We start from the raw sequence: 23,866 nt of genomic DNA, 5'->3' as shown, positions 1-23,866 counted from the left end.
CGCACGCAGGCGGGGCTCATGCGATTTCGGCTGATCACAACTCGTCCGGTACCGAGAGAAGCGAGCATCGCGTGGACATCGAACCTGAAATCCGCACCACGGCCGGAGTTGTGCGCGGCAGATGGGAAGACCCTATCGCGGTCTTCCGGGGCATCCGCTACGCCGAACCGCCGGTCGGCGCACGACGGTTCGCCGCCCCGGTCCCCGCACAGCGGTGGGACGGCGTCCGCGACGCACGGCAGTTCGGTCCACCGGTTCCCCAACCCGGCAACACCGGTTCGGTGATGTCGTCGGTGTCCGGCAGCACCGAGGACGGATCCGAGGACTGCTTGACCCTCAATGTCTGGTCACCCGACCTCGGTGCCGCGAAACTGCCGGTGATGGTGTGGATCCAGGGCGGCACCTATCTGGAGAACAACACCGCCAACCCGCACCTGGACGCCGCGACACTCGCCGGGGCGGGCGTGGTGGTGGTCAGCATGAACTATCGCGTCGGCGTCGACGGCTTCGCCCGCATCACCGGCGCTCCTGACAACCGCGGCATCCTCGACCAGATCGCTGCATTGGGCTGGGTCCAGGACAATATCGCCCCGTTCGGCGGCGACCCCTGCAACGTCACCGTGTTCGGCCAATCCGCAGGCGGGGCATCCATCGCCGCCCTGCTTGTCATGCCGAGGGCGGCCGGACTGTTCCGACGCGCGATCAGCCAATCCATGCCAGGCACCTACTTCACCCCACAACTCGCCGCCGCGATCTCGGCGACGATCGCCACCGAGGCAGGCGTCCAAGCCACGGTCTCCGACTTCCGCCGGCTGCCACCGCGTGCTCTGACCGCCGCGACCACCGCGGTGATCGCGAAGATGCCCGAGTTCGTCGATATCTGGGGTCCGATGACGTTCACGCCGACCCCGTTCTCGCCCGTCGTCGACGGCGACGTTCTGCCGAGCGCACCGTGGAGCATGGTCGCCGACGGCGCCGCGAGTGGGGTCGACTTGCTCATCGGCCACACCCGAGACGAGTTCCGGCTCTACTCATCCCGGCCCGCCAGCGAACCGACCCCAGCGCACATGACCGCGGCATTCCACCACCTCGCCCCCACCGCGGACGGCGACAGGCTCTATCGCACCGCCTACCCCGACGCCACCCCCGGCCTGCGCCTCGAAGTACTCAGCACCGACTGGCTGTTCCGGATGCCGAGCCTGCATCTGGCCGACGCCGCGCACGCAGGCGGCGGACCCGTGTGGCTCTACGAACTCACCTGGAGCTTCAATTCCGAACAGGGCGCCTCGCACTGCCTGGACTTCCTGCTCCTGTTCGGCACCCTCGGCCCCGACGAGGTCCGCGCCCATCGGGCCGCCCATCCGAACGCCGCGAACGAAATCAACCAGGTCGGCCAGTACATGCGTGCCGACTGGGTGCAGTTCGCCGCCACCGGCAAGCCCGGTTGGGCACCCTACGATCCGCGGACACGAACCACCCGCGTCTACGACGCCGAACCGATCACCCAACCCTACCCCGAAGACGCCTCGCGGCGAATCTGGTCAGCCCACCGATTCGACACCCTGGACCTCACTGTCTGAACAACCAGCAAGGCAACGAATTCCAACCTGTGCGGTCATCCTCTCCGCCGAGCAGCCGGGTCGCTGTCGGCCTGCAAGCGGCGCAGCCCCTTGTCGGGAGCTCGCGCGTATTTCGCGCAGGCTGCGCACCGAGGTGTGCCGGACAGCTTCATCGGCGCCGGCGTCGACGCGCCCTCTTCCGCGGCGTGAGTCAGGCGGGAACGGCGCAGCCGGCGCAGCGTGTGGGGGCCGCCGTCGAAGGCGGCGGTGTGCCCCGCGAAAGCTCGGCCGCCCGCCGATACGACAACCGAGCCCGCGCGGTCGTCGGGTCGATGTCGTTGACCACCGACGGTCACGCCTTGCGGTCGGTCAGCAACAGCGGCCGGACTTGCAGCTGGTCAGCAGCCGGGCGGTGCCGGTCTGCCACGCGATAACCTCGCGGGCCCCACCTTTGCAGGTCACCACCGCGGTTGGCGGTGTCGAGATCGGCGACGTCGAGCATCAGCACTTCTTCGGTGCGCGGAGGATTCGTAGAGCAGATGCCACAGCACCTGTTCGCGCAACGGCGCATCTACCGCGACCGCCTCGGCCGACAACCCCGACCCGACCAGCACGCAGACCCGCCCTCTACCAGCGGATTACGCCATATCCGCCCGAAATTCGGCCGATACAGTCGAGACCCCGATACGGTGCGGCGAGGTGGCGATGATGGTCAGAGGTCGAACCGCACAGCGAGCACCATTTTGATGAAGTCGAGCATCTCGGTGTTCACCGTCCCGTCGTAGGTTCCGGCTTGCAGCACCGTTCGTAGGCAGGGAATGAATCGGTGTACGGCGAGCACGCGGCCCTCGTCCCAACCCACCGAGAAGATCCGCAGGTCCCACGGCATCTCCCGCGCATCGACCACCGGTACCGCCAACGCCACGTCACGATGACGCAGCAGTGTCTGCCCGTCTACGATCACCACGGTCAGGAAGCCGTCACCGGCGGCGATGGTGTAGATATCGCCCTGACGCAGTTCTGTCACAGAGGCATACCCATGCCGATGCGCAGCAAGTCGGCATCGCTGTACTTCGGCGGGTTCTGCTGTTCGTGCGCGGCGATGCGGCGCAACTCCTTGTCCGCGAGCCGCTGCAGTACGGCCCGGTTGATCTCGGCGCTGACGTTGCCGCCTTCGGCGTTCTCGCGCAGCGCCTGGGCCGTCGCGTCCGGGAGGCTGATGTTCAGTTTCGCCATACCACCACGGTAAAGCGTGACGCTTTACCGTGGCAAGCCCCGCTGTTCGTCACCGACCCCGACGGCGAACAATTCTTCCCCTACCGACCGAGCCGACCGGGCTCGCGGCACCGGCCCCCGGGGCGACGCTGCCCAGGTTCACCGATGACGCCGATGGCGCGCGAACTCACCGAGCAACGCATGTCCGACCGGCTCGACGACCACCCCCACCCCTGACGGACGCGGCCGGACCTGCGCTGCGGACCGCGACACCGGTGTCCACCGAAGCGGTATCGCGTGCGTCGAATCCGATACCTTCCGCCGACCCGCCGCTGATCCGGTCGTCGGAGAGTTCTCGAGCGGATCGGCCGTCCGATCACGCGGATTCCCGATTCTCCAAGGTCTGTGCAGCGGCTTCGAACAAGATCCTGGCGGCATTGTCGGTTCCGGCCGTGGTGTCGAGTTCGTCGAAAGCGACACTCGCGGCGACGAGCACCACGACCGGATCGACGAGTACGTCGCCGACCGTGGCCGCGCGATCGCATCGGAGCAACCATCCTGTGGGTAGCAGCCGCGCGAGCGGTACTTTCCGGTCCGCGCCACGATCGGTTTCGGCGATACGCGCCACCCATTGGGCTACGACCGACTCCACCACCGCGGCCCGACCGCCGGGTTCGTCGGACGCCGAGGATGCCGCGTCGAGTACCCGCGCCGCCAATCGTGTCGCGACCTGCCCCGCGATGGCTCGGGCCCACCGGTCGGGCACAGGCGCGCCATATCGGGACCGGTCCTTCGTGGAGACCCGGCGGTCCGGCAGCGGACGCGGCGCTCGCGCGGGATCGTTGGGCACCCATACCAGTCGCGGTTCCAACGCGGCCCACTCGTGCGGCCACCACCGCTCGACTCGGGTCATGCCGCGCTGCTGTCGCCGCAGCAGTTGATCGAACTCGGTCAGTATCTCCTCCGTACTCGCACGCAACGTTCCGCGATCCTCTCGACGCTCGGACAACTTCCGGTGTCCCGCCCCGCGGTGCACGGTGCCGCGCTCGTCACGCTTGGCGCGCGAGTAGCCCACTACTCGTTCTTCCTGAACCGACGGTGGTTACCACCTCGGGCCACGGTTAGGCGCTGTCCGAGCTGGACGCGTACGGTTCAGTCGGGGCGGATTCCGTTGGTCAGGACGGACATCGCGAGCGTGGATTGGTGCGGGCGGTGCTCGATGGCGAGTGCGACGGCGTTGGCGAGATTGAGCAGTGCGTTGATCTCGAGGTCGGTGCGGACGCGGCCTGCTTTCTGGGCGGCGGTGAGCAGTTCGGCCCCGGCCGCGCGCATCCGGTGACAGGAGTGGCCTGTCAGTTGATGGTCATCATCGGCGCGACGATCGTGAACGTGGCACTGTCGCGCATCGAGCGGGATCTGGAGTTCGGTGCCGCGAACCTGGCCTGGGTGCAGAGCGCCTACTCCCTGGCCTTCGGCGGCCTGCTGTTGCTGGGCGGCCGGTCGGGGGATGTCTTCGGCAGGCGGCGACTGTTCGTGGCCGGACTCGCGGTGTTCACCCTGGCTTCGTTGCTGGCGGGAGCGGCGACCTCGCCGGGGTTGCTGATCGCGGCGCGTGTGGTGCAGGGCGCCGGGGCGGCCTTCGCCGCTCCGGCGTCGCTGTCGTTGCTCGCGGCGACTTTCCCGGACGGGCCGCGGCGCCACCGCGCACTTGGCGTGTTCTCGATGATCGCCGGATTGGGTCTGACCCTGGGGTTGATACTGGGCGGCGCGCTGACCACGCTGTCGTGGCGGTGGGTGTTCCTGGTCAACATCCCGGTCGGTGTCGCGGCGATCACCCTGGCCCGGGTGTATCTGCCCGAGACGCCCCGCCACCGTGCCCGTTTCGATGTCGCGGGCGCGGTGAGCTCGGCGTTGGGAGTCGCGGTGCTGGTGTACGGATTCCTGCGTGCCGCAGCGCACGGATGGTCGGACCCGATCACGATCGGATGTTTCGTCGCCGGTGTCGCGATGCTGGTGTTGTTCGTGACGGTGCAGATGCGGGCCGCGCAGCCGGTGATGCCGCCGCGGTTGTTCGCGCAGCGGGCCCGTGCCTGCGCCTACGCCGACATGCTGCTGCTGGCGGCGGCGATGGGCTCGATCATGTTCTTCCTGTCCCTCTACGTCCAGGTCGTGCTCGGCTACGGCCCGCTGCGCGCCGGACTGGCCTTCCTGCCGATGGCGCTGGCGCAGTTCGTCTGCGCCCGTTCGGCGCCGCGCCTGGTGCCCCGCCTCGGCGCCGCGCCACTGACGATCACCGGTTGCCTGGTGACCCTCGCCGCAGGAGGGTGGCTCACCCGGCTTGGCCACGTCCAGGGCTACCCGGGCGCGGTCCTCGGCCCGCTGATCCTCCTCGGTGTCGGTGTGGGATTCGCCTTCATGCCACTGAACATGGTGATCCTGGCCGGTCTGCCCGCTTCCGACACCGGCTCGGCCTCCGGGGTGCTGCAATGCGCCCAGCAACTCGGCCTCGCCCTTGGCATCGCCGTCGCCACCACCGTGTACGGCGGCGCGCTCGACCACCACGGCCGCGACCACGCCATCGCCACCGCGATGATCGCGGTCACCGCCATGCTCGCGGCCGCCACCCTGGTCGCTGTCTCGACCCTGCGCACCCGCACCTCCACTCCCGCACGCTGACCCCGTCTACCGCGACCCCTCATCGGGAGACCGTCGCCATGTCACTACCGCAATATCAGCACTCGCGCACCGGGCCGGGCCTGCTCGATCCCGACAACGAATTCTCGGCCGCAGACGGGGTCGGCTGCGGTGGATCGGGCCGACGAAACCGGAAGCGGGATGTCGTCGAGACGATGGTGTCGACGGCGAATCGCGGTCGTGAGCTGGCCGACCACGTTGTCCGGGCGCGGCATTAGCCTGAGTTCATGGCGCACCTCGAACCCTGGTGTCACCGGCCGGGACCGCCTCTGGGCGATCATGTCGAATTCTTCGCCTACTGGCGCAATGCCGCGGATCGGGCGTATACGGAGCGCGCGCCGGCGCGCGGCGCGGTAGCGGTGATCATCGATGTCGGGGCGCGGCAACGCTTGGATGTGTTCCAGGCCGACGGTAGGACGCCGGTGCCGGTGCCACCCGCCTTCGTCGCCGGTCCACATTCCGGCTCCTATGTTTCGCGGATCGCCGCCGATTCCGAGACGGTGGCCGTTCATTTCCTGCCGGGCGGGGCGCGCCCGTTCATGCCGATTCCGTTGCGCGAGTTGCGAGGTGCGTGCGTCGGGTTGGATCGAGTGTGGGGCCGCGACGGCCTCGGACTGCATCGGCGACTGATCGCAGCGGGCTCGGTCGCCGAACGCCTCACGATCCTCGAACGTTTTCTGACCGAGCGGATGGGCGTCGTGGACCGGCACCCCGAAGTCCTCGCGGTTGAGTCCAGCAGGATGGTGTACGACCGGACGCCAGCAAATGTCTGAGCGTGTCGTAGCCGAGTAGAGGATGGTCACCGCGTGATCCTCAGCAGACCGACCAAAGTCTTCGAGGAGAAAGTTCACGCGATGACCGCTGTCCAGCGTATCGACCCGAATACCCCTTTCGCCGAGCAACTCGCCGTCGCCAGCCCTGACCTGCTGCGTGAGATGGTGTCCTCGTTCGTCGCGACATTGATGAGCGCCGAGGCCGACGCGATGTGCGGCGCCGACTACGGCGAACGCAGCCCGCAACGCACCAACTCCCGCAACGGCTACCGCCACCGCGATTTCGACACCCGAGTCGGCACGATCGACGTCGCGATCCCGAAATTGCGGTCGGGTAGCTATTTCCCGGACTGGCTGCTCGAGCGTCGTAAACGCGCCGAACGAGCCCTGACCAGCGTGGTCGCGACCTGCTACCTGCTCGGGGTATCGACGCGGCGGATGGAGAAGCTCGTCGAGTCCCTCGGGATCACCAGCCTGTCGAAATCGCAGGTCTCGATGATGGCCCGCGATCTCGACGCCCAGGTCGAAGCCTTCCGCACTCGGCCACTGGATCAGAGCCCCTACACCTTCGTCGCCGCCGACGCGCTGGTGCTGAAAGTGCGCGAGAACGGGCGCGTGGTCAACGTCCACGCCTTGGTGGCCACCGGTGTCAACGCCGAGGGGTACCGCGAAATCCTCGGCCTCCAGGTGACTTCCGGTGAAGACGGCGCGGGATGGCTGGCGTTCTTCCGCGACCTGGTCGCCCGCGGCCTGGCGGGCGTGCAGCTGGTCACCAGCGACGCGCACGCCGGGCTGGTCGCCGCGATCGGCGCGACCCTGCCCGGCGCGTCCTGGCAACGCTGCCGCACCCACTACACCGTGAACCTGATGTCGGTATGCCCGAAGAGTTCCTGGCCCTGGGTCCGCACCCTGCTGCACTCGGTGTTCGACCAAGCCGACCCGCAATCGGTTGCCGCCCAATACGATCGGATGCTCGACGCTCTCACAGAGAAACTGCCGAAAGTCGCCGCGCACCTCGACGGCGCCCGCGCGGATCTGCTGGCGTTCACCGCGTTCCCGAAACAGATCTGGCGTCAGATCTGGTCGAACAATCCACAGGAACGGTTGAACAAAGAGATCCGCCGCCGCACCGACGTCGTGGGCATCTTCCCCGACCGCCAAGCCATCATCCGCCTCGTCGGCGCCGTCCTGGCCGAGCAACACGATGAATGGATCGAGGGCCGTCGCTACCTCGGACTCGACGTCCTGACCCGATCCCGCACCACCACCACCACCGAACCGGACCAACAGGAGGAAACCACCACCACAGCACTGACCGCCTGACCCGAAACCGGATCAGCGGTGACCATCCCAACTACACCACCCGTTTGGACTTGACCGTCCTCGCCGCGATCGGGGCGATAGAGACACGTCCTGGGATGCGGATAGGGGATCTGAGTGTGACCCTCGGTCTGTCACCCAAGCGTTTGACCGCGCTGTTCGACGACGAAGTCGGTCTGAGTCCGAAGGCTTACGCTCGAATCCGGCGCCTACATTTCGCATTGCGGGAATTGCGTACCGGTCGTCTGCCTGCCGCGGTGGTCGCGGCCGAGGCCGGGTACTTCGATCAGGCGCACCTGCATCGGGACCTGCGCGCTTTCACCGCACTGACGCCTGCGCAGTATCGGCTGCGCCGCATCCGACTGCCCCACCATGTCCCGATCGACGAATAGCAACCCGCGCGAGGCGGAAATATCCAATACCGGCAGCCGCGGCCCCCGCCACGCTGGAGGCATGTACGAAACGAATCATGCGGTAGCACATACCGGTCTGCTGGTCGCGGCGATACGCGCCGCGGAATCGCGACGTGAGGACGCGTTGTTCACCGATCCGTTCGCGACGGCGCTCGCGGGTACGCGGGGACGGAATCTGCACGCGGAATACGACGCGGCCCTCGGCCCGGCCGCGGCCCCGATCATCGAGGTCCGCACCCGGTTCTGGGACGAGGTCCTGACGCGGTCGCACGAGGGTGGCGCCACCCGATTCGTGCTCCTGGCCGCAGGCCGCGACGCGCGAGCGTTCCGGCTGACGTGGCGGCCCGACACAGTCGTTTACGAACTCGATCAACCCGAGGTGATCGCGAACAAGGACGCGGTGCTCGCCGGGACGCCGACCACGTGCGTGCGGGTGCCGATAGGTATCGACCTGGCCGATGACTGGCCCGAAGCTCTTCTCGCAGCGGGCTTCTCGACCGACATCCCGACAGTGTGGCTCGTCGAAGGACTGTTGCAGTATTTGGACGAGGCAGCGGTGGGCCTGCTGTTCGAACGCATCGACGCGCTCTCGGCCACGGGTTCGGCGCTGTGCTACGACGTCGTCGGACAGACCCTGCTGGCGGCCCCGTTCCTGGAACCGGTCCGCCGGTTCATGTCGGAGCTGGGTGCGCCGTGGATCTTCGCCAGCGACGAACCCGCCGACCTCGCCGCCCGCTTCGGCTGGACGACGACCGTGACCGATTCGGCCGAAGCGGGCAACCGGTGGCAGCGCTGGCCCGCGCCTGCGGTGCCGCTGAATGTTCCGGGCGTCGCACGCGGATACTTCGTGGAAGCGACGAAGAACTGACTTCAGTCCGGTATGTCAACGGGACGCCAAACTGCGTTCTGTCCCGCATCAGATGAAAGGGTTGGGGGCGATTGTGTTGGACACGGAGGGGGCTGCGACTATCGGCGCAAGGCAAAGGCTTTGATAAAACCATCGTATTGCCCGGCATGAAAGCCGCCGGGCAGACCGGTGTCCCTGCGTTTCTGGAACCTCGGATGAGCGCAACCTACGGTTCTATCGACGGCTCGGCTTCGAAGTGACTGTCGAGGTGGCCGCGACGCATGGGCACCTGACCTTGCACCGCGTGCGCGTCTGTGGTCGTGAAGCCCCAACCTTCGGGGAAGTAGCCGGGTTCGAGAAGAGTCGGCGGAATATGGAAGCGCTCGTGATTGTGGAAGCGGCTGTGGTCATGAATGCAACCGAGATCACTGACGCGCAACCCGTTACGCACGCGTGTCTTCTCATCGATGCAAAAGCCGTCATCCCGAGCCAGCGGCGCCTCGGCAGTCGCCGTCACCGCGCTCGGCGCCCCGATCGCCACGGCAATCAGCGCTACAACCAGGGTGCGGCGTACCGGCACGGCAGTCGCGGGAATTGTTCGCCCCATCGGGTTCCTTCCGTTGCGGGATCTCACACCGTTCTATCAACGCACGCAGCAAGGCGACACCCGCCGATTCCAGGGGCGACTCGACGATCATCGACCGCGACCCCTTCGAACTCCATGCTGGTCCTCACCGAGGAACCTTCGGCCACAAGGTATCCGAAGGATTCGCGCGGGCCTGCGCCGACCTCGCTCGCGCCGCCGGAGCCGATGTGCTCGGGGTGAGCGTCGAGCAGGACGGCGATGGCGAGCGATTCGCGGGCGCGACAACGCTGCCGGATCTCCGAATCGGCGGTGACGGCTTCATCGAAGCGTTGTTCGCCGCTCTCACGTCGACAATGCACCCGAGGGCCGACGACCGCCGCGACGTGCGCGAGATCCTGGTCGAACTCTCGGTACTCGGCCCGCATGTCGGCAGGGCCCTGGCTGGGTCCTCGCCTGCGTGAAGCCGCGGCATCGGGATACGAGCGCGGCGGGTCGGTGGCGGTGCAGTCCGTAGGACGGTTCCACGCACGTCCGCCCCGAGGTCTCCGGGTTTCCGGAGGGCTCGACATCGCGTCGAAACCGGACGAAACCGGACTTCGGATCTCTTGTCGAAGTGCCGGCGGAACAGGCTTACTGGATAGGTAGCGGTTGTCGTGATAGGTCGATATCCGTTGCGAAAGAGTCTATTTCACTCTATTCGGCTGGGAGTTGAACCATGGCGGCTGCACTCACTTCCCTCACACCCGATTCCGGCCCGGCGACGAGTTTCACCACTGTGGTGATCGCCGGCTCCGGGTTCGCCGATGTCGGTCCGCTGACGGTGCGTTTCGGCACGCAGGCGACCACGTTCACCATCGACTCCGACACCCAGATCACGGCGGTCGCCCCGACTGGAACAGGGACGGTGGACGTCACCGTCGCGGTGGAGTCGAACGGTGTCAGCAACGCGCTGCCCTTCACCTACGTCTGAGCGGGCGTGAGCTTGCCGTCGGTGGGCGACCGGCCCGCCGACGACGAGCACGCGTGCCGGAGTCGAATTCGGGGTCGTCGCAAGGTGTTCGAGACACGTGTCAGAGAAAACCCAGGGCGAGGGCGGACGTTGTCCAGGCTCAGGTCGGTCCCGATCCTCTCGATCGGGTCAGATGTCATGGAGTTTCCAGGGAACGCAGGTGACAGACGCTCGTATTCTGGCATGGCCCGGCCGACCGTCGCGAGTGAGCGCGATGATGGGTTGTTCGGCGTGCGTGTGTCAGGCGTCGTGCAGTGATGATGTCCGTCAGCGCGCGAGGGTGCTGTCCGTCGTGCCTGCCTCCGGTGTCATCAGCCCGGCGATCACGGGCACAGTCGTCGACCTGCCCGCACCGTCGGGTCCGGGCGAATGAGCGATCGAGCCGGTGCCCGACCTAGGACCGCTATACTATTTGCTAAACTTCGCAATCAGTAAGTCTGGTGACCCCGTCGCCGGAACCGGTCGTCGTCGGAAGGGAGTGGGCCGACCCATGCCGGGATCGAGCAGGCCGCTCTACCAAATGAAGGCCGACTTCTTCAAAACGCTCGGTCACCCGGTGCGTATCCGCGTCCTGGAACTACTCAGCGAGCGTGAGCGCGCGGTGTCGGAGATGTTGATCGAGATCGGCGTGGAGGCGGCGCACTTGTCGCAGCAGTTGTCCATCCTGCGCCGTGCCGGTTTGGTGACCGCCCGCCGTGAGGGTCTGTCGGTGACTTATGAGCTCGCCAGCCCCGAGGTCGCCGAGTTGCTCGCCACGGCACGGGTGATCCTCACCGGCGTCGTCGCCGGGCAGGTCGAGGCCCTCGAGCACTCGGCGTAACCCGGTCGGGCGTCCTCGAGGAGTGTGCACCTGGCCATAGATTGCAGTTTTTCTAAACTAATTACTTACATATTTATGAAGGAGAGATTCGTTGCCCGAGCAGCTGCGCGAACAGCTCGCGGTGTTGAAGACACGTCTGGCAGCTGCTCGGTGACCGTCCGCGCTCTCCTGCCGTCGTGGTCGGACTGGAGTCCGGCGGTCCGGGCACCGGGCGCGGACCTGCTGTCGGGGCTGATGGTCGCGTTGGTGGCGCTGCCGCTGGCGCTCGGGTTCGGTATCAGCTCCGGGCTGGGTGCGGCCGCCGGTCTGGCGACCGCGGTCGTCGCCGGTGCGGTCGCGGCGGTCTTCGGCGGGTCCCGGTTCCAGGTGTCGGGGCCGACCGGGGCGATGACCGTGGTCCTGGTGCCGATCTTCGCCCGCCACGGCGCAGGCGGGGTCCTGACCGTGGGTGTGATGGCCGGCCTCGTGCTGGTGGCGCTCGCGATCGCCGGGGTCGGCCGGGCCGTGCGGTACATGCCCGCACCGGTGATCGAGGGCTTCACCGCCGGTATCGCCGTCGTCATCGCCCTGCAACAGTTCCCTCTCGCCCTCGGCATCGCCGACGCCGAGGGCAAGAAGGTGTGGCAGTCGGCCCTCGACGCCGTACGGCAATACACCGCACACCCCAACCATGTGTCGCTGTCGACCGCACTGCTGGTCGCGGCGGCAGTCCTGGCCGCGGGACGGTATCTGCCGAAGCTGCCACTGGCGCTGATCGCGGTGGCTCTCGCCACCGTCGTCGCGCAAACGTTGAACCTGGACCTCACCCCGATCGGGGAGATCCCCAGCGGACTACCCGCCCCCACATTCGGATTCGTGCACCTCGAGCAACTCGGCTCCCTGATCGGTCCCGCGTTCGCGGTGGCCGCGCTGGCCGCGCTGGAGTCGCTGCTGTCGGCGACCGCGGCGGACTCGATGGCCGTTGGCACCCGCCACGATCCCGATCGGGAACTGTTCGGGCAAGGGCTGGCCAATCTCGCCGCCCCACTGTTCGGCGGCGTCCCGGCCACCGGCGCGATCGCCCGCACCGCGGTCAACCTCCGCGCCGGTGCCCGCACCCGCCTCGCCGCTCTCACCCACACCCTCGTGCTGGCCGCGATCATCTACCTGGGCGCGGGCCTCGTGGCCGACATCCCCCTCGCGGCGTTGGCGGGCGTGCTTCTCGCCACCACAGTGCGGATGGTCGAGACCGCCTCACTGGCCGCGATCGCCCGCGCCTCCAAACCCGACGCCGCGATCATGATCATCACCTTCGCGGTCACCGTCGCCACCGACCTGGTCACCGCCGTCGCGATCGGCGTCGGCATCGCCGTCGTGCTCGCCCTGCGCGCCGTCGCCAAAGAAGCCAAGCTGCAGCAGATCCCGCTCGAGCGCCCCACCGAGGACACCACTCACCTGGTCGAGGAACACCGACTACTGCACGATCATATCGTCGCCTACCGCATCGATGGGCCCCTGTTCTTCGCCGCGGCCCACCGCTTCCTCCTCGAACTGGCCGAGGTGTCCGACGTCCATGTCGTCGTTCTGCGCATGTCCCACATCACCGCCCTCGACACCACCGGCGCCCTCGTGCTCAAAGACGCCATCGCCAAACTCGAACACCGCCACATCACCGTGCTCATGTCCGGTCTGCGCGCCGATCACCACCAGCGCTTGGCCGCGATCGGCGCCCTCCCGCCGGGCGGCGCCCCCCGGCTGTTCGAACACACCCCCGACGCCATCGCCCACGCCCGCGATCTGCTGCTCGGCGCCACGAAAGACCGTTGACGACCGTCGCGCCGACGCACTCGGCCACCGAACACCCCACCGGATGTACTCGCGCCCGAACACCCCGGGCCCCGCGGTCCGGCCAGGGGCGACGCCGTTGTGGTGTAGTTCGCTCCGACCCGCGGCACCGCGATCTCTCGTGCACTCGGGCGATGGCGGCGGTGTCCTGGAATCCGGTGTCGCGCATCGATACGGTGTTGCCGTTGGCGAACGTCTCGTTGCCGCGCGCGGTCAACGCGACCGGCCCGGTGTCGGGTCCTGCGGCGGCGTGAGCGGCGGCCGAGGCCGAGCACGTCCACCGACCGGACGACACCTCGATTACCGTGCGGTCCCAGCGACGATCATCTCGGCGAGCGGTCGGGCGGCAAGGGCGGGATCGGAGGCGGGTCGCGTCACGGCCAGCGCGAGGACGCCGTCGATGAGCACGACGAGCTGGGTGGCGCCGAGTACCGCGTCCGGGTGGCCGAGCCGGGTGAGCTCGGTTTCGAACACCTCGTGCAGTTCTCGCTTGTAGTCGCGCACGACAACGTGCACCGGGTGGTCGGCGGCGGGCAGTGCCAGTTCCGCTGCCGTGTAGCGGCAGCCTCGGAACGAGGGATCGGCGGTCATGGTCCGCAGGTCGTCGAAGGCAGCCAATACCCGGGCCGCGGGATCGTCACCCGCGGCCGCCATCACCGCACGCAGCCGGGTCAGCGTTTCGGTCGTGTCCAGCGCCTCCGCGACGAGCCGGTCCTTGCCGCCGAAATGCTGATATACCGATCGGCGCGCGACCTGCGCGGCACGCAGGATCGCGTCCAGGCCCACGTGCGCCCCTTGCGAGTACGTCAGTTCGCGAGTGGCCGACAGAAGCCGTTCGCGCGGTCCGGGTTTGGCCTGCATGCCCACCAGAATGCCACGCTCTTGACAGTAGATCAACCGGTCTATCTACTTGAGCCATGAGTACACCGATTGGTCTACCGACTCGGGCGGCGACTCGCCGCATGCCGCACCGACAGCTGCTGTGCCTGGCGTTGGCGACCTTCGCCGTCGGCACCGACGGATTCGTCATCGCGGGTGTTCTGCCGCAGCTCGCGACGGACCTCGACGTCCGTGTGTCGACGGCCGGACAACTCGTCACCACCTTCGCGCTCGCCTTCGCGATCTCGGCGCCGACCTTCGGCGCGCTCACCAGCAGATGGGACCGGCGTACCGCCCTGCTGGTCGGGCTCGCCGTTTTCGTCCTCGGCAACGCCGCCACCGCAGCCGGCCCGAACTACGAGATCGTCCTCGGCGCCCGCGTCGTGACCGCTGTCGGCGGCGGACTCATCGGCGCGGCCGCGTTCAGCGCCGCGGCCGCGGTCGCTCCCGAAGGCCGACAAGGACGTTCACTCGCCTTCGTCATGGGTGGACTGACCCTCGCCATCGCGATCGGCCTGCCCGCGGGCACACTCATCGGCAGTCTGGACTGGCGATGGACACTCTGGGCGGTCGCCGGGGTCGGCGCGCTCGCCGCACTGGGAAACTGGCTCTGGTTGCCGAAGATCACCCAACCCGCCGACAGCTTCACCGCCAGATTGGCGCCTCTTCGAGATCCCCGCACCGTCGCACTGCTCGCGGTCACCGTGCTCGCCCTGTGCGGCACCCACACGCTCTACACCTACATCAGCCCCGCACTCGCCGACGCGACGGGCGGTTCGCTCCCGGCGCTGACCATCCTGCTGCTGATCTGGGGTATCGGCAACATGGTCGGCAACACCCTCGCGGGCCGACTCGCCGATGCCTACCCACCGCGGCGAGTCGTCGCGGGCGGTCTCGCCGCGGCGACCGTCGCGCTCGCGCTCACCCCCCTCGCGGACGGCACCATGGCCACCGCGGCCGTATGGATGTTGTTCTGGGGCATCTGTGTCTCGCTGCCCGTCGTCCCCCAACAGAGCCGCCTCGTCACCCACGCCCCCACCGCGGCCGCGGTACTCCTCGGCTTGAACTCCTCGGCAATCTACCTCGGAATATCGCTGGGCGGCGCCGTCGGCGGCCTCATCGACCACGACACCACCACATCGTGGCTCGGACCCGCCGCCGCGGCGATCAGCATGACGGGCCTGCTACTCACCCTTGCCCTCGGGCGACAGAGAAGGGCTCCGTAGGCGGTCATCGGCATGGCGAACGAGCGGGCGTAGCCGTCTCGAGATCCCGTTCTGGTGGGCTCATGTATCACCTCGGTACAGGGCCTACAAGAATCTTCATGTACCTGGTGACACGATCCTTACCGACACGACTTCCGTGGGTTCAGCCGGATCGAAGCCATTTCGGCGGGAACTCACGGTGTTTCAGCGTCGCTGACGCGAAAAGGCCGTGGGTTTGTGCTGGGTCGCACAGATGAGGTAATCGGCCCCAGATGCGGTGACGAGCACGGCGAGAATGCGCGCAGCGGAGATGCTTCGGGCTCGCGGAGGGTCATGCCGGGAGACTCCTTACCGGTGCGAAGGAGGCGGCCGTAGGCTTGCCGGTCACGGTTTCGCGACTGCCGCAGAGCCCGATAACTGGGCGTTCATGCCGCGCCCGCCCAGGTCGTAGGCCTCCTTGTCTCGTTGGTTACTTGGCTGGGTGGCTGCGCAGGGCCCGGGCGAACCAGGTGAAGACCGGTTCCAGGTCCGCCATCGGCGGCCAGCTGTTGATGATCGCCACCAATTGCCAATAACGCGTCACCCGAGCGTCGTCGGCGACTTCCAACCGCTCGAGCACCCAACGCCGCAGATCGGAGTCATCGGGTCTGCCGAAGGTCTCGGCGTAGCTCGCGGTCAGAGTGTCGACGACATCTGCGGCTTCGGAGGTGTCCGGGGCTATGCCCGCGGCGAGCGCTCGGCCGACTTCGTCGCGCACGGTCTCGGTCAGGTCGTGATGCAGCCCGGTGTCGTCCCCGTCGGCTCGTTGTCTCTCCTGGTATTCAGCCATGCGCCGCACTACTGTCCGGAAGTCGTTGTCCTGCACCAGCTGCACGAGTTCCATCCACGCCTGGACCTGCGAGGCGCAGGGATCCTCGGGAAGGTCGGGCATGCTCGAGCGCAGCAACTCCACTATGGCCGGATTGGCATCGACGCCGCCGAAGGTGTCATCGATGAAGTCGTGGATATAACGGTGCCGTTCGGCCTGGGTCAGGTTCACCAGTTTGTGCATCAGGTCCATCTCCTCTGGATTCGATTCCCGGTTCGCCACCGCCCGCAACACCGCGCGCCGTAGCCGCAAAACCCGAATCTGCGCATCGAGAGCGGCCGCGTGTGCTGCGGCGACGGCGGCCAACGAGGCCTCACGGGCCAGGATGCGCCGCACCGTGGGCAGGTCGATTTCCAGTTCGCGCAGTGTCCTGACCAGTTCCAGACGCACCAGAGCGTCGATGTCGTAGAGGCGGTAGCCTGCCGGGCTGTGACAGGTCGGCGGGATGATCCCCTTGTCGGAGTAGAACCGAATCGTCTTGACCGTCACACCGGTCCGCTCAGCCAGGACCCCGATCGTGAAGAGCATTTCGTCGTCCATGCCCCAAGCTTGATGTCTCCACCTGATGGAGACTCAAGTCGACACCCCGCCCCGGGGCACCAGGGCCGCGAACATCCGCTTCTGCCGCCTGTCATGCGTTCGCCGCAGGCTGTCGTGTGCGGTCCGCTCGCGGAACCCAGGGCGCGTGTCTCCACGCATCGGGCTCTCCACGGAGTCTGCTCTCAGGCGTGGTCGGCCACGGCGTAGGGGTTGGGAATCGTGTCGCCGCGATACCGGTATCGGGTGATCGATACCTTGGCGAGGTCGAACAATTCGGTTCCACTTCGGTCATACGCGGGAAGAAGCCGACGTACTCTCGGCCCAGCGGGTCTTCTGTCACTGGTGAGTAGTAGCCGCGCTTGAACCGAATCGAACGGCTCCAGGCTGCCTGTGCCGTCGGTGCGCAGCGGGCTTTGCCGCGACGACAGCGTCGTCGCCTTGCCGATTTTGTCGAGCGAACCGGTGCGTAGGGCGAAACACTGGTGTAGCCCGACAACGTCTCCGGCACGTCGCCGACCGAGCCAGGGACGAAATAGCTGGTGGCAGTGTCCAATCCGGGAACTCCGCGATGCAGCCGACACCCGCGAAGCCTCGGCAGCTGGTCCATATCAGGCTCGGCACCGGATATGGGGGGGCGCGAACCGGCGCCGAAATTCCAACGAAGTTCGATGTTCGAGCGGATCGGTAGGTCTACCTACAGCGTCCCGAACAGCCGGACACCGCGAGGGTTTCCGTGGGCGTCCAGCGGTTCCACGACCGGCTCGTCACCATCCCAGACCACCGTGCACGTGATGTCGTTGCCCCACCCTCGCCAGCCGTGCATGCCGGAGTCGAAGTATCCGGACAGTTCCACGGCCTTGATCAGGCTGGGTAGCCCGTCGTCGGTGGCCTCGACGATGTCGAGCACCGGGTAGGCGCCGAGCACGGCGAAGCCGGGACGCACGACATGGGGTGTGCCAGCGGCCGGTGACGTGGTAGATGAGGTACGGGGCTTCGCCCGTCTCGGCTTTCCAGGTGAATATCGAGCTCGCCTGGCCGGTGTAGGACGGACGGTTCTCGACGAGGGTCACCGGCACCGGTGGAACCCGCGTCGGGTCATGGCCGGGGTTGGCGGGCGGCGGCTCGTCTCGGCGGTCGGAGCGAGACCGCTTCCGCTCGACCTGGCGGGTGAAGGCTTCCACGATGAGAGCGCTGACGTGCTCGCCTATGTGCCGCCTGGCATCTGCCACCTTCACCGCCGCCATGTGTCGACGATAGCTCGCGACGAACAACGGCCCATGTCGATGCCGCCGAGCCTCGACATCGAGCGCACCCGCTTGTCGGCTCACCCCTGACGACGACCCGCTCACCCTGCGACCGGCGTTGCTCGAAGCACGGATCAGCCCCGCCACGTTCGCGACCGCCGCCGAATACCGCCGCTGCACAACACCGTTGGCCTCCGGTTCCGAAGCCGCCGACCACGGCGGAACCGACCTCGACGCCACCGCGCCGACGCCGCGCATGTCATCGCGAAGATCGAACGCACACCACACCGACCAGCCCTGCCCCGTTCGAGGGGCGGCACCGACCTCGCGCCCTGCGCCGTGCGACAGGACGGGCCCCCGGTCCGAGATCGGTCGACCCCGGCTCGCCCCACCCGCCGGGGATCAACCGCGCCAGAGGGTCCGACCTCCGGGGATACGACCACGACAGCGCGGCCGCTGACCGTCTCCGGCATCACCTGAACGGTCTGGTCGCGTTCGCAAATGCGGAGTCGGAGTTGGCGGCGTGGGTCACCGATCAGGCGGATCACCGGTGACGGGCCGAAGGCGACCTTCGATGGTGCGGTGGCCGTGGCACCGGGCCCGGCGGGTACTGTTCTCGTCGGAGTGCGGCGGGTCTCCGGCGGTGTCCGTTCCCGGCTCAGCCACCGCCACCGCCACCTCCCCCACATCCACCGCCGCCTCCGCCGCAGACCCCGCTCCCGCCGGCGCGACCGCCCCCGAAACCGGCGTTGAATCCGCTGCCGCTGCGGGCGTCACCGGGTCGCCGGGTGCGGCTCGGGTAGTGGTTCCAGAAGTCCTCATCGCAGGGGTTGGGGCGTTGGGTGCGGACCGCGATCTCAGCGATTAGTTGGCAACAGGGCCGGTGTCGGCGGGGGCTCAGGGTCTCGTCGCGTTCGCAGAAGGCGCGAAGTTTCGTCCCGTCGGGGTCGAGTTCGTCGTAGCGGGTCCATTGCTCGGTGAGGAACAAGAATGCCGCGCTGCGCTGTTCTCCTGACCAGGTGTAGCCGGTGGCGAGGACGATCTCGCGTGCGTGGCGTGTGTGGCGGGCGAACTCGTCGACGGCGATGTCGCACAGCGCTTCGCGGGCTTCGCCGCCCTCGAGGGTGCGTAACACTTGTTCGCAGCGAGCGGTTATTTCCGGTGGCGCTCCCAGTTGTGCGCCGTCGAGTAGATCCCGGACCCATCCCGCTGGGCCGTGTTGGTGCCGGTGGGCGCGCACCAGGTCCGACCGGTTGTGCACGATTGCCTCCAGAACGTGGCCGCGGGCGGCGTAACGCCATGCCTCGGGCCGGGGTCCGAGGTGTCGCGGCAGGAAGGGATTGTCCAGCAGGATCCGGGTGAACGGTGTCGGTCGCCCCTGCGGTGTCCACAATCGGCGCAGAGCGTCGGGAATGGGTGGGGTGGGGTGCCCGTGTGGTCGCCCGCCGTGTTTCTCGGCGATGGCTTCGGTGACGAGGTGGTCGAACCTGGCTTCGAGTGCCTCGAGCAGCGCGGGGTGATCGGTGCTGCTGAGAAATCCCGCCACGCCGCGACGCGCGGGATCCTCGGTGATGTCGGTTCCGTCGGAGACGACGGCCGCCAGCCATGCGGTGAGCGCCCGAGTGTCCCGGTTCGACGAGAGGTACTCCACCAGGCGCACCTTCGGCATAGAGGGGAATCGTTGCGGTTTCGGTGCGGGCGCGAGAAGAAACGACACCGCCGCCGGTGTCAGGCCGCAACCGTGCTGCCGTGCCCGAGAAGATCTGTCGTCCTCGCCGGTGACCACACAGTCGAGCACCCCCGCGAGGACCTCCGGATCGAGGCACAACTGCTCGAGAACGCCCCGGGCTCGATCCGAGGCCGAGCCGTCCGGTCCGCGGGCCATGATGCCCGTGAGCGCCGACAGCGCCCGCGGTGTGTTCCGACGTCTGAATTCCCGGCGCAGCCCCCTGACATTTTCCTCGGCGAACCACCGCTCGACCCGACGCTGTCTCGCCTCGTCGCAGAACCAGAACATCAATTCGACACCGCCTCCATCAGGGTCAAACCCATGCCCGGATTCTCACCGCTGCGGGGACGCACCGGCAAGGCACACACGCACTGTCGATGCGTGCGCCCGTGAATATGGCTGAGCGCGTGTGAGTCTCGTGTGTCCGGCGGTGTGGGCCCTTGGGGGGCAGTCGCCTCCGCCGCAGCCGCCACCGCAACCGCCTCCCCCTGCGCCGCAGCCGCCTTCGCCGTTGAGGTCGTCGTGGTCGTCTCGGGGTTTCGGGGGTGGCGGCGGGTAGGGGTCGGGGCGGTGGGTGCGGTGGGCGATCTGCTGGATCGCCGACCGATAGGAGTCGACGTAGTCGGCGCTGCTGTGGCAGAAGGCGCGCAGCCGGGATCCGTCGGGGTCGAGGGCGTCGTAGCGGTCCCATTGCTCGGTCAGGAACATGAATGCCACAGGGTCCTCGTCTCGCGTCCAACCGGGTTCGACCACGATCTCACGCGCCAGCGGCGCCTTGCTCGTCCAGTGATGCAGGATGCTCAGACACAGGTACGCGCGGGCGTCCGCGGATTCCAGAGTAGCCAGGACCCGGCGGCATCGGTCGGCGAACGCGCCCATACCGGACAGCTTCGCCTCACCGGACCACGCGACACGGTCCGGATCAGCCACAATTTCTGCTCACGCCGCATCGTGGCGGCCGCCTCGACCACTCGCAACGTCGGCAGGTACGAGCACAGATCCGGATCCGGCAGCGGCGCGAACAGAAACGACACGAATGCCGCGCTCGGGACGAACTCGAATTCCTTTGGCCACCCCGACAGATCGCGGTCGACGAAGCACTCGAGGATCTCGTGCAGTACAGCGTTGCCCGTTTTACCGGTGTTGCCCGCGCACGCCTGTGCCAAGGCGTGGCGGGCTTTCACAGAAGCCGCCGGGTCCGGTGAGGAGGTCATGATCCAGGTCAGCGCCCGGATCATGTATCGATGCGTCGGGCGACGTCGCAGTTTCCGGCACAGCCGGTCGACGTCGCCACGACGCAACCAGCCGATGATCCTGTCCTCCGGATCGGCCCCGGTCAGCCGCCGCCACGACGCGCGAAACACCACCACGTCATTGTGAGGACACAACGTTGAACCGACAACAGGCTCGACGAAGGTGGAGTCCGCGCGCAGGTAGGCGGGCAGCTCGATCGGGCATTGAGAGGCATGTAACGACCACACATCCACGCCTGGGGCCGATACACTTCTGTTTCGGATTCAGGCGATCAGTCTGGGGCGAGGGGGATTTCGGATGATCCGGCATCGGTGTAATGCGAGCGTGGCAGCGTGATGGTCGACGGTTCGCCTGCATACGAGGCCCCGGAACTGCTGGCGCGGGTACACCGGACCGCACACGACGCCGACCTGGGTGGTCACCGTGCGGTTTTCGCGCGTACGCGCCCCAGGATCGAGGTGTGGACGTTGATCTTCGGGCTGATAGCGGCAACTGCCCTGGCGTGCGCGGTCGCGCTGATCAACGAATTCATCACCGTCACGGATCGCCCCGGCGACATGGCAGGCTGCGCGTTCGGCCTGCTGTGCGTGGCGCCGTTCGTCGCGCTGCCCGGGTATACCTTCGTCACGGGGCTGTACCGGGGCACGTTCGGCAAACCCGTACTCCGGGCGGTGCGGCTGGATCTCTACGAGCGCGGCCTGGTTTTCGCGGACTATGGCAAGTTGCATTGCGTACGCTACGACACGACCGTGATCCATCGAGAACTGGTCCGACACATGCTCTACGGGCTACTCGAGCTCAAGACCACCTACCGCTACGACTTGGTCGACGTCGAGGGCAAACGGTTGTCGCTGACCCACGAAGAAGCTCCGCAGGTCACCCGGTGGGGCCCGGCCATCGAGCACGACCTGGCAAGGGCTCAGCTCCCCTCGGTGACCGAAAAACTGTACCGGGACGACCACGTGAGTTTCGGAAAATTGTGGCTGACCACGCGCGGCTGCGGCGCCGACCGGAACTCGGTGCTGTGGTCACAGGTCAACCAGATCGCGGTGATCAACGGACGTCTGTGGGCGCACGTGGACGGGCGATGGCTGCCGCTGACCAGTACATCGCTGGCAAAGATTCCCAACCTGTGCGTGTTCCTGGCCCTGGCAGACCAACTGATAGCAGACAGTCGCGGGCAGGGTCCCGCCCCGGCGTGATATCCGGCAACCACCGCATCCCCGGGCGCGCCCGAAGACATCCGATCGCTGCCGGCCAAGAGGACGGGAAACCACACGACCGCCGAACGGCTGATCGCCCACGAGCGCGAACAGATCCCCGACGCCGAACGCACGACCTGGATCGCGACCGCGATCCAACGCCCGCGACGCGACCACGAACAACACCGCCGAGCGGCGCCGCCGCAGGTGGACCGACGCGCGGCCCGCGCGGCCGGACCACAGCAGGGCGCTCGGCAGGGACCGGATCATCGAGATCCTGAGATCGCAGGCGGCGCGCGGGGATCGGATGTCACCTCGCCTGCTCTTCGGATCCCGCGCCCGTGCCGAGGAACCGCCGGCGCTCGGATGTGCGTCGGATCCGGACACCGCGAACGGTGCGCGGTAGTGACCGGCAGACCAGCACCGCCCGGTCGCTGCCGCGAATGCCGGCCGGACGCAGGACCGGGCCGCCGTCCCTCACCGACCGTCGAGACCGGCCGTCGTTGGCGCACAACGACATCGAGGGTCTCGGCTCGTAGTCGGCGTGTCGGCGACGAGGCTGTACGCGGGGACGTTCAAGGGAACAGGCATCGGCGCATGAGGCAACCGGCCGGACCGTGCGCCGACTCACTCGGGCGGCCGCCCGCAAGCTCATCACCGCCCTGCCGACGCGAACTGATCAGCGGGGGCGCGATGTTCAGGATTCGTCGAGCAACTCGAATGTCCGAACCACGGGTGGTGTCCATGTACCTCTCGTACTCCTTCGGCTGAACGGCGGTGAACCTCGGGCCGTCGAGCAGCCGCGCCCACCCATGGCCGAGGTGCCCCCACATTTCGGGGCGTAACGACTCCGCCCGTACGACGACTCTGTCTACGTCGGGGATTTCAACGGGGAGGCGACAATGAAGAAGACAATCGGTGTACTGTTCACAGCTTTGACGACGGCCGCGCTGATCGCGGGTTGCGACGACGGCACGAGTTCGGTCGCGACCGTGACACCGAGGTCCGGTGCCACGACGGCGCCGGAAAAGCCGGACGGCACGACCCGATCCGGTACCGCGTCCGGTGGAGATCGACAAGGTGGTTCGGCGCCAGGGGGAAACTCGCAGGATGGCAACAGTCCACAAGGCGGTCCGGCATCGACCGGGTCCGGGCAATCGGGACCGTCACCGGTGAGCTCACCCGAACCCGCCCCGCCGACGTCGGACGCACCGACATCGGCGCAGGTGCCCGACGGTCCGGTGACCGCGGGCGCGGGCCGATGCCTCGACCCGAATTCCCCCTTGGTCGCGGCGGCGATCAGCAGCCTCGGCTTCGCACCGGGTGGGAATCCGTTCGCGGTGGAACGCACGTCCGACGCCGCCGTCGGTTCCTGTCCCGCCCTGCTCTGGGCACTCGTCGGCACCCCGCACGGAACAGCCAGCTCACCGAGCCATGTTCTGTTCTTCGCCCACGCCGGCTACCTCGGCACCGCCACAACCGCCGCCACCCCCTACACCGAGGTGGTCGGTTCCTCCGACCGCACCGTCGAGGTGCGATACCGGTGGCTCGATGCCGACGAGCCGAATTGCTGCCCCGCGGGCGGGCCCACCGTCATCACCTTCACCCTCGGCGCCGACGGCGACACGATCACCCCGAACCCGGCCATTCCGAACGAGGTCGGCCTTCCAGTGCGGTAGCCGATCACCGCGGTGACTCACAGACGCCCGCCATCGCGCCCGAGTCGACGCTCGAAACGCCTCACCGATGAGGGCACCACCCGAGTTAGGACAGGTTAGTGTGCAAGTCCGCCGGGTTTGGCCCGGCGGATCCGTGGATTTTGGTGAGTGCTTCGGCGAGGTCGGTCGGTAGCGGGTCGGCGGCGGTGAGGGTCTTGTTGCCGGCG

At 67.6% G+C, this 23,866-nt stretch carries 24 protein-coding genes; 13 read left to right on the top strand and 11 right to left on the bottom strand.

The window, feature by feature from the left end:
• Window positions 1–71: 71 nt before the first annotated feature.
• Window positions 72–1,580, top strand: coding sequence for a carboxylesterase/lipase family protein (locus IT779_RS36070; RefSeq protein WP_196153991.1), 1,509 nt, complete (start codon window positions 72–74; stop codon window positions 1,578–1,580).
• 331 nt (window positions 1,581–1,911) lie between these two features.
• Here the strand turns inward: IT779_RS36070 and IT779_RS36065 are convergent, their stop codons facing one another.
• The 5 genes from IT779_RS36065 to IT779_RS36045 form a co-directional block, all read right to left on the bottom strand.
• Window positions 1,912–2,061, bottom strand: coding sequence for a hypothetical protein (locus tag IT779_RS36065; protein ID WP_196153990.1), 150 nt, complete (start codon window positions 2,059–2,061; stop codon window positions 1,912–1,914).
• A gap of 210 nt (window positions 2,062–2,271) precedes the next feature.
• On the bottom strand, window positions 2,272–2,586 hold the full coding sequence (locus tag IT779_RS36060; protein WP_196153989.1) for a hypothetical protein: 315 nt from the start codon (window positions 2,584–2,586) through the stop codon (window positions 2,272–2,274).
• A complete protein-coding gene (locus IT779_RS36055) occupies window positions 2,583–2,795 on the bottom strand; it encodes a hypothetical protein (protein WP_196153988.1) in 213 nt (70 codons plus the stop codon). The genes IT779_RS36060 and IT779_RS36055 overlap by 4 nt, the downstream gene beginning before the upstream one ends.
• 355 nt (window positions 2,796–3,150) lie before the next feature.
• On the bottom strand, window positions 3,151–3,849 hold the full coding sequence (locus IT779_RS36050) for a hypothetical protein (RefSeq protein WP_196153987.1): 699 nt from the start codon (window positions 3,847–3,849) through the stop codon (window positions 3,151–3,153).
• Between the two features lie 77 nt (window positions 3,850–3,926).
• A complete protein-coding gene (locus IT779_RS36045) occupies window positions 3,927–4,106 on the bottom strand; it encodes an SbtR family transcriptional regulator (RefSeq protein WP_196153986.1) in 180 nt (59 codons plus the stop codon).
• 27 nt (window positions 4,107–4,133) lie between these two features.
• On the opposite strand from IT779_RS36045, the gene IT779_RS36040 reads away from it, so the two are divergent.
• The 5 genes from IT779_RS36040 (at window position 4,134) to IT779_RS36020 (ending at window position 8,842) form a co-directional block, all read left to right on the top strand.
• Window positions 4,134–5,450 carry a DHA2 family efflux MFS transporter permease subunit gene (locus IT779_RS36040; protein ID WP_196154035.1) on the top strand — a complete coding sequence of 439 codons (1,317 nt, stop codon included), beginning with the start codon at window positions 4,134–4,136 and terminating at the stop codon, window positions 5,448–5,450.
• Window positions 5,451–5,695: 245 nt separating this feature from the next.
• The gene (locus IT779_RS36035) at window positions 5,696–6,241 is read left to right on the top strand and encodes a DUF6597 domain-containing transcriptional factor (RefSeq protein WP_196153985.1); all 546 of its coding nucleotides are present in this window, start codon (window positions 5,696–5,698) and stop codon (window positions 6,239–6,241) included.
• Window positions 6,242–6,322: 81 nt separating this feature from the next.
• Window positions 6,323–7,564: an IS256 family transposase gene (locus IT779_RS36030; RefSeq protein ID WP_196153984.1), complete on the top strand. Its 1,242-nt coding sequence runs from the start codon at window positions 6,323–6,325 to the stop codon at window positions 7,562–7,564.
• A 116-nt stretch (window positions 7,565–7,680) separates the two neighbouring features.
• On the top strand, window positions 7,681–7,953 hold the full coding sequence (locus tag IT779_RS38370; protein WP_332839116.1) for a helix-turn-helix transcriptional regulator: 273 nt from the start codon (window positions 7,681–7,683) through the stop codon (window positions 7,951–7,953).
• A gap of 61 nt (window positions 7,954–8,014) precedes the next feature.
• Window positions 8,015–8,842, top strand: coding sequence for an SAM-dependent methyltransferase (locus IT779_RS36020; RefSeq protein WP_196153982.1), 828 nt, complete (start codon window positions 8,015–8,017; stop codon window positions 8,840–8,842).
• Between the two features lie 205 nt (window positions 8,843–9,047).
• Here the strand turns inward: IT779_RS36020 and IT779_RS36015 are convergent, their stop codons facing one another.
• Window positions 9,048–9,428, bottom strand: coding sequence for a hypothetical protein (locus IT779_RS36015; protein ID WP_196153981.1), 381 nt, complete (start codon window positions 9,426–9,428; stop codon window positions 9,048–9,050).
• A gap of 215 nt (window positions 9,429–9,643) precedes the next feature.
• Here IT779_RS36015 and IT779_RS36010 point away from each other — a divergent pair, with 215 nt between their 5' ends.
• From IT779_RS36010 to IT779_RS35995, 4 genes are all read left to right on the top strand, one after another.
• Entirely contained in the window at window positions 9,644–9,868 is a 225-nt protein-coding gene (locus IT779_RS36010) for a hypothetical protein (protein WP_196153980.1), read from the top strand.
• A 254-nt stretch (window positions 9,869–10,122) separates the two neighbouring features.
• Complete coding sequence (locus IT779_RS36005) at window positions 10,123–10,377, top strand: IPT/TIG domain-containing protein (protein ID WP_196153979.1); 255 nt, start codon at window positions 10,123–10,125, stop codon at window positions 10,375–10,377.
• Window positions 10,378–10,906: 529 nt separating this feature from the next.
• Entirely contained in the window at window positions 10,907–11,236 is a 330-nt protein-coding gene (locus tag IT779_RS36000) for an ArsR/SmtB family transcription factor (RefSeq protein ID WP_196153978.1), read from the top strand.
• A 75-nt stretch (window positions 11,237–11,311) separates the two neighbouring features.
• Complete coding sequence (locus IT779_RS35995) at window positions 11,312–13,042, top strand: SulP family inorganic anion transporter (RefSeq protein ID WP_196153977.1); 1,731 nt, start codon at window positions 11,312–11,314, stop codon at window positions 13,040–13,042.
• A 318-nt stretch (window positions 13,043–13,360) separates the two neighbouring features.
• On the opposite strand, the gene IT779_RS35990 is transcribed toward IT779_RS35995, so the two are convergent.
• Window positions 13,361–13,921, bottom strand: a complete 561-nt coding sequence (locus tag IT779_RS35990) for a TetR/AcrR family transcriptional regulator (protein WP_196153976.1) — start codon at window positions 13,919–13,921, stop codon at window positions 13,361–13,363.
• Between the two features lie 56 nt (window positions 13,922–13,977).
• On the opposite strand from IT779_RS35990, the gene IT779_RS35985 reads away from it, so the two are divergent.
• Window positions 13,978–15,165, top strand: coding sequence for an MFS transporter (locus IT779_RS35985; protein ID WP_198429318.1), 1,188 nt, complete (start codon window positions 13,978–13,980; stop codon window positions 15,163–15,165).
• Between the two features lie 448 nt (window positions 15,166–15,613).
• Here the strand turns inward: IT779_RS35985 and IT779_RS35980 are convergent, their stop codons facing one another.
• The 4 genes from IT779_RS35980 to IT779_RS35965 all read right to left on the bottom strand — a co-directional run bounded on the left by IT779_RS35980 (window position 15,614) and on the right by IT779_RS35965 (window position 21,012).
• Window positions 15,614–16,552, bottom strand: coding sequence for a MerR family transcriptional regulator (locus IT779_RS35980; RefSeq protein ID WP_196153975.1), 939 nt, complete (start codon window positions 16,550–16,552; stop codon window positions 15,614–15,616).
• Between the two features lie 694 nt (window positions 16,553–17,246).
• Window positions 17,247–17,495 (bottom strand): hypothetical protein, encoded by a 249-nt coding sequence (locus IT779_RS35975; protein ID WP_196153974.1) that lies wholly within the window; start codon window positions 17,493–17,495, stop codon window positions 17,247–17,249.
• 959 nt (window positions 17,496–18,454) lie between these two features.
• Window positions 18,455–19,465, bottom strand: coding sequence for a hypothetical protein (locus IT779_RS35970; protein ID WP_196153973.1), 1,011 nt, complete (start codon window positions 19,463–19,465; stop codon window positions 18,455–18,457).
• 860 nt (window positions 19,466–20,325) lie between these two features.
• Window positions 20,326–21,012 (bottom strand): hypothetical protein, encoded by a 687-nt coding sequence (locus IT779_RS35965; protein WP_196153972.1) that lies wholly within the window; start codon window positions 21,010–21,012, stop codon window positions 20,326–20,328.
• A 102-nt stretch (window positions 21,013–21,114) separates the two neighbouring features.
• On the opposite strand from IT779_RS35965, the gene IT779_RS35960 reads away from it, so the two are divergent.
• On the top strand, window positions 21,115–21,981 hold the full coding sequence (locus tag IT779_RS35960) for a DUF6585 family protein (protein WP_332839122.1): 867 nt from the start codon (window positions 21,115–21,117) through the stop codon (window positions 21,979–21,981).
• A 1,172-nt stretch (window positions 21,982–23,153) separates the two neighbouring features.
• Complete coding sequence (locus tag IT779_RS35955) at window positions 23,154–23,660, top strand: LppP/LprE family lipoprotein (protein WP_196153970.1); 507 nt, start codon at window positions 23,154–23,156, stop codon at window positions 23,658–23,660.
• Window positions 23,661–23,866: the final 206 nt, after the last annotated feature.

It is taken from the genome of Nocardia bovistercoris (genome assembly GCF_015674855.1).
In the GTDB taxonomy this organism is placed as follows: domain Bacteria; phylum Actinomycetota; class Actinomycetes; order Mycobacteriales; family Mycobacteriaceae; genus Nocardia; species Nocardia bovistercoris.
The sequence above is the reverse complement of the archived record's forward strand: the minus strand, read 5'-3'. Positions and strand labels throughout refer to the sequence as shown.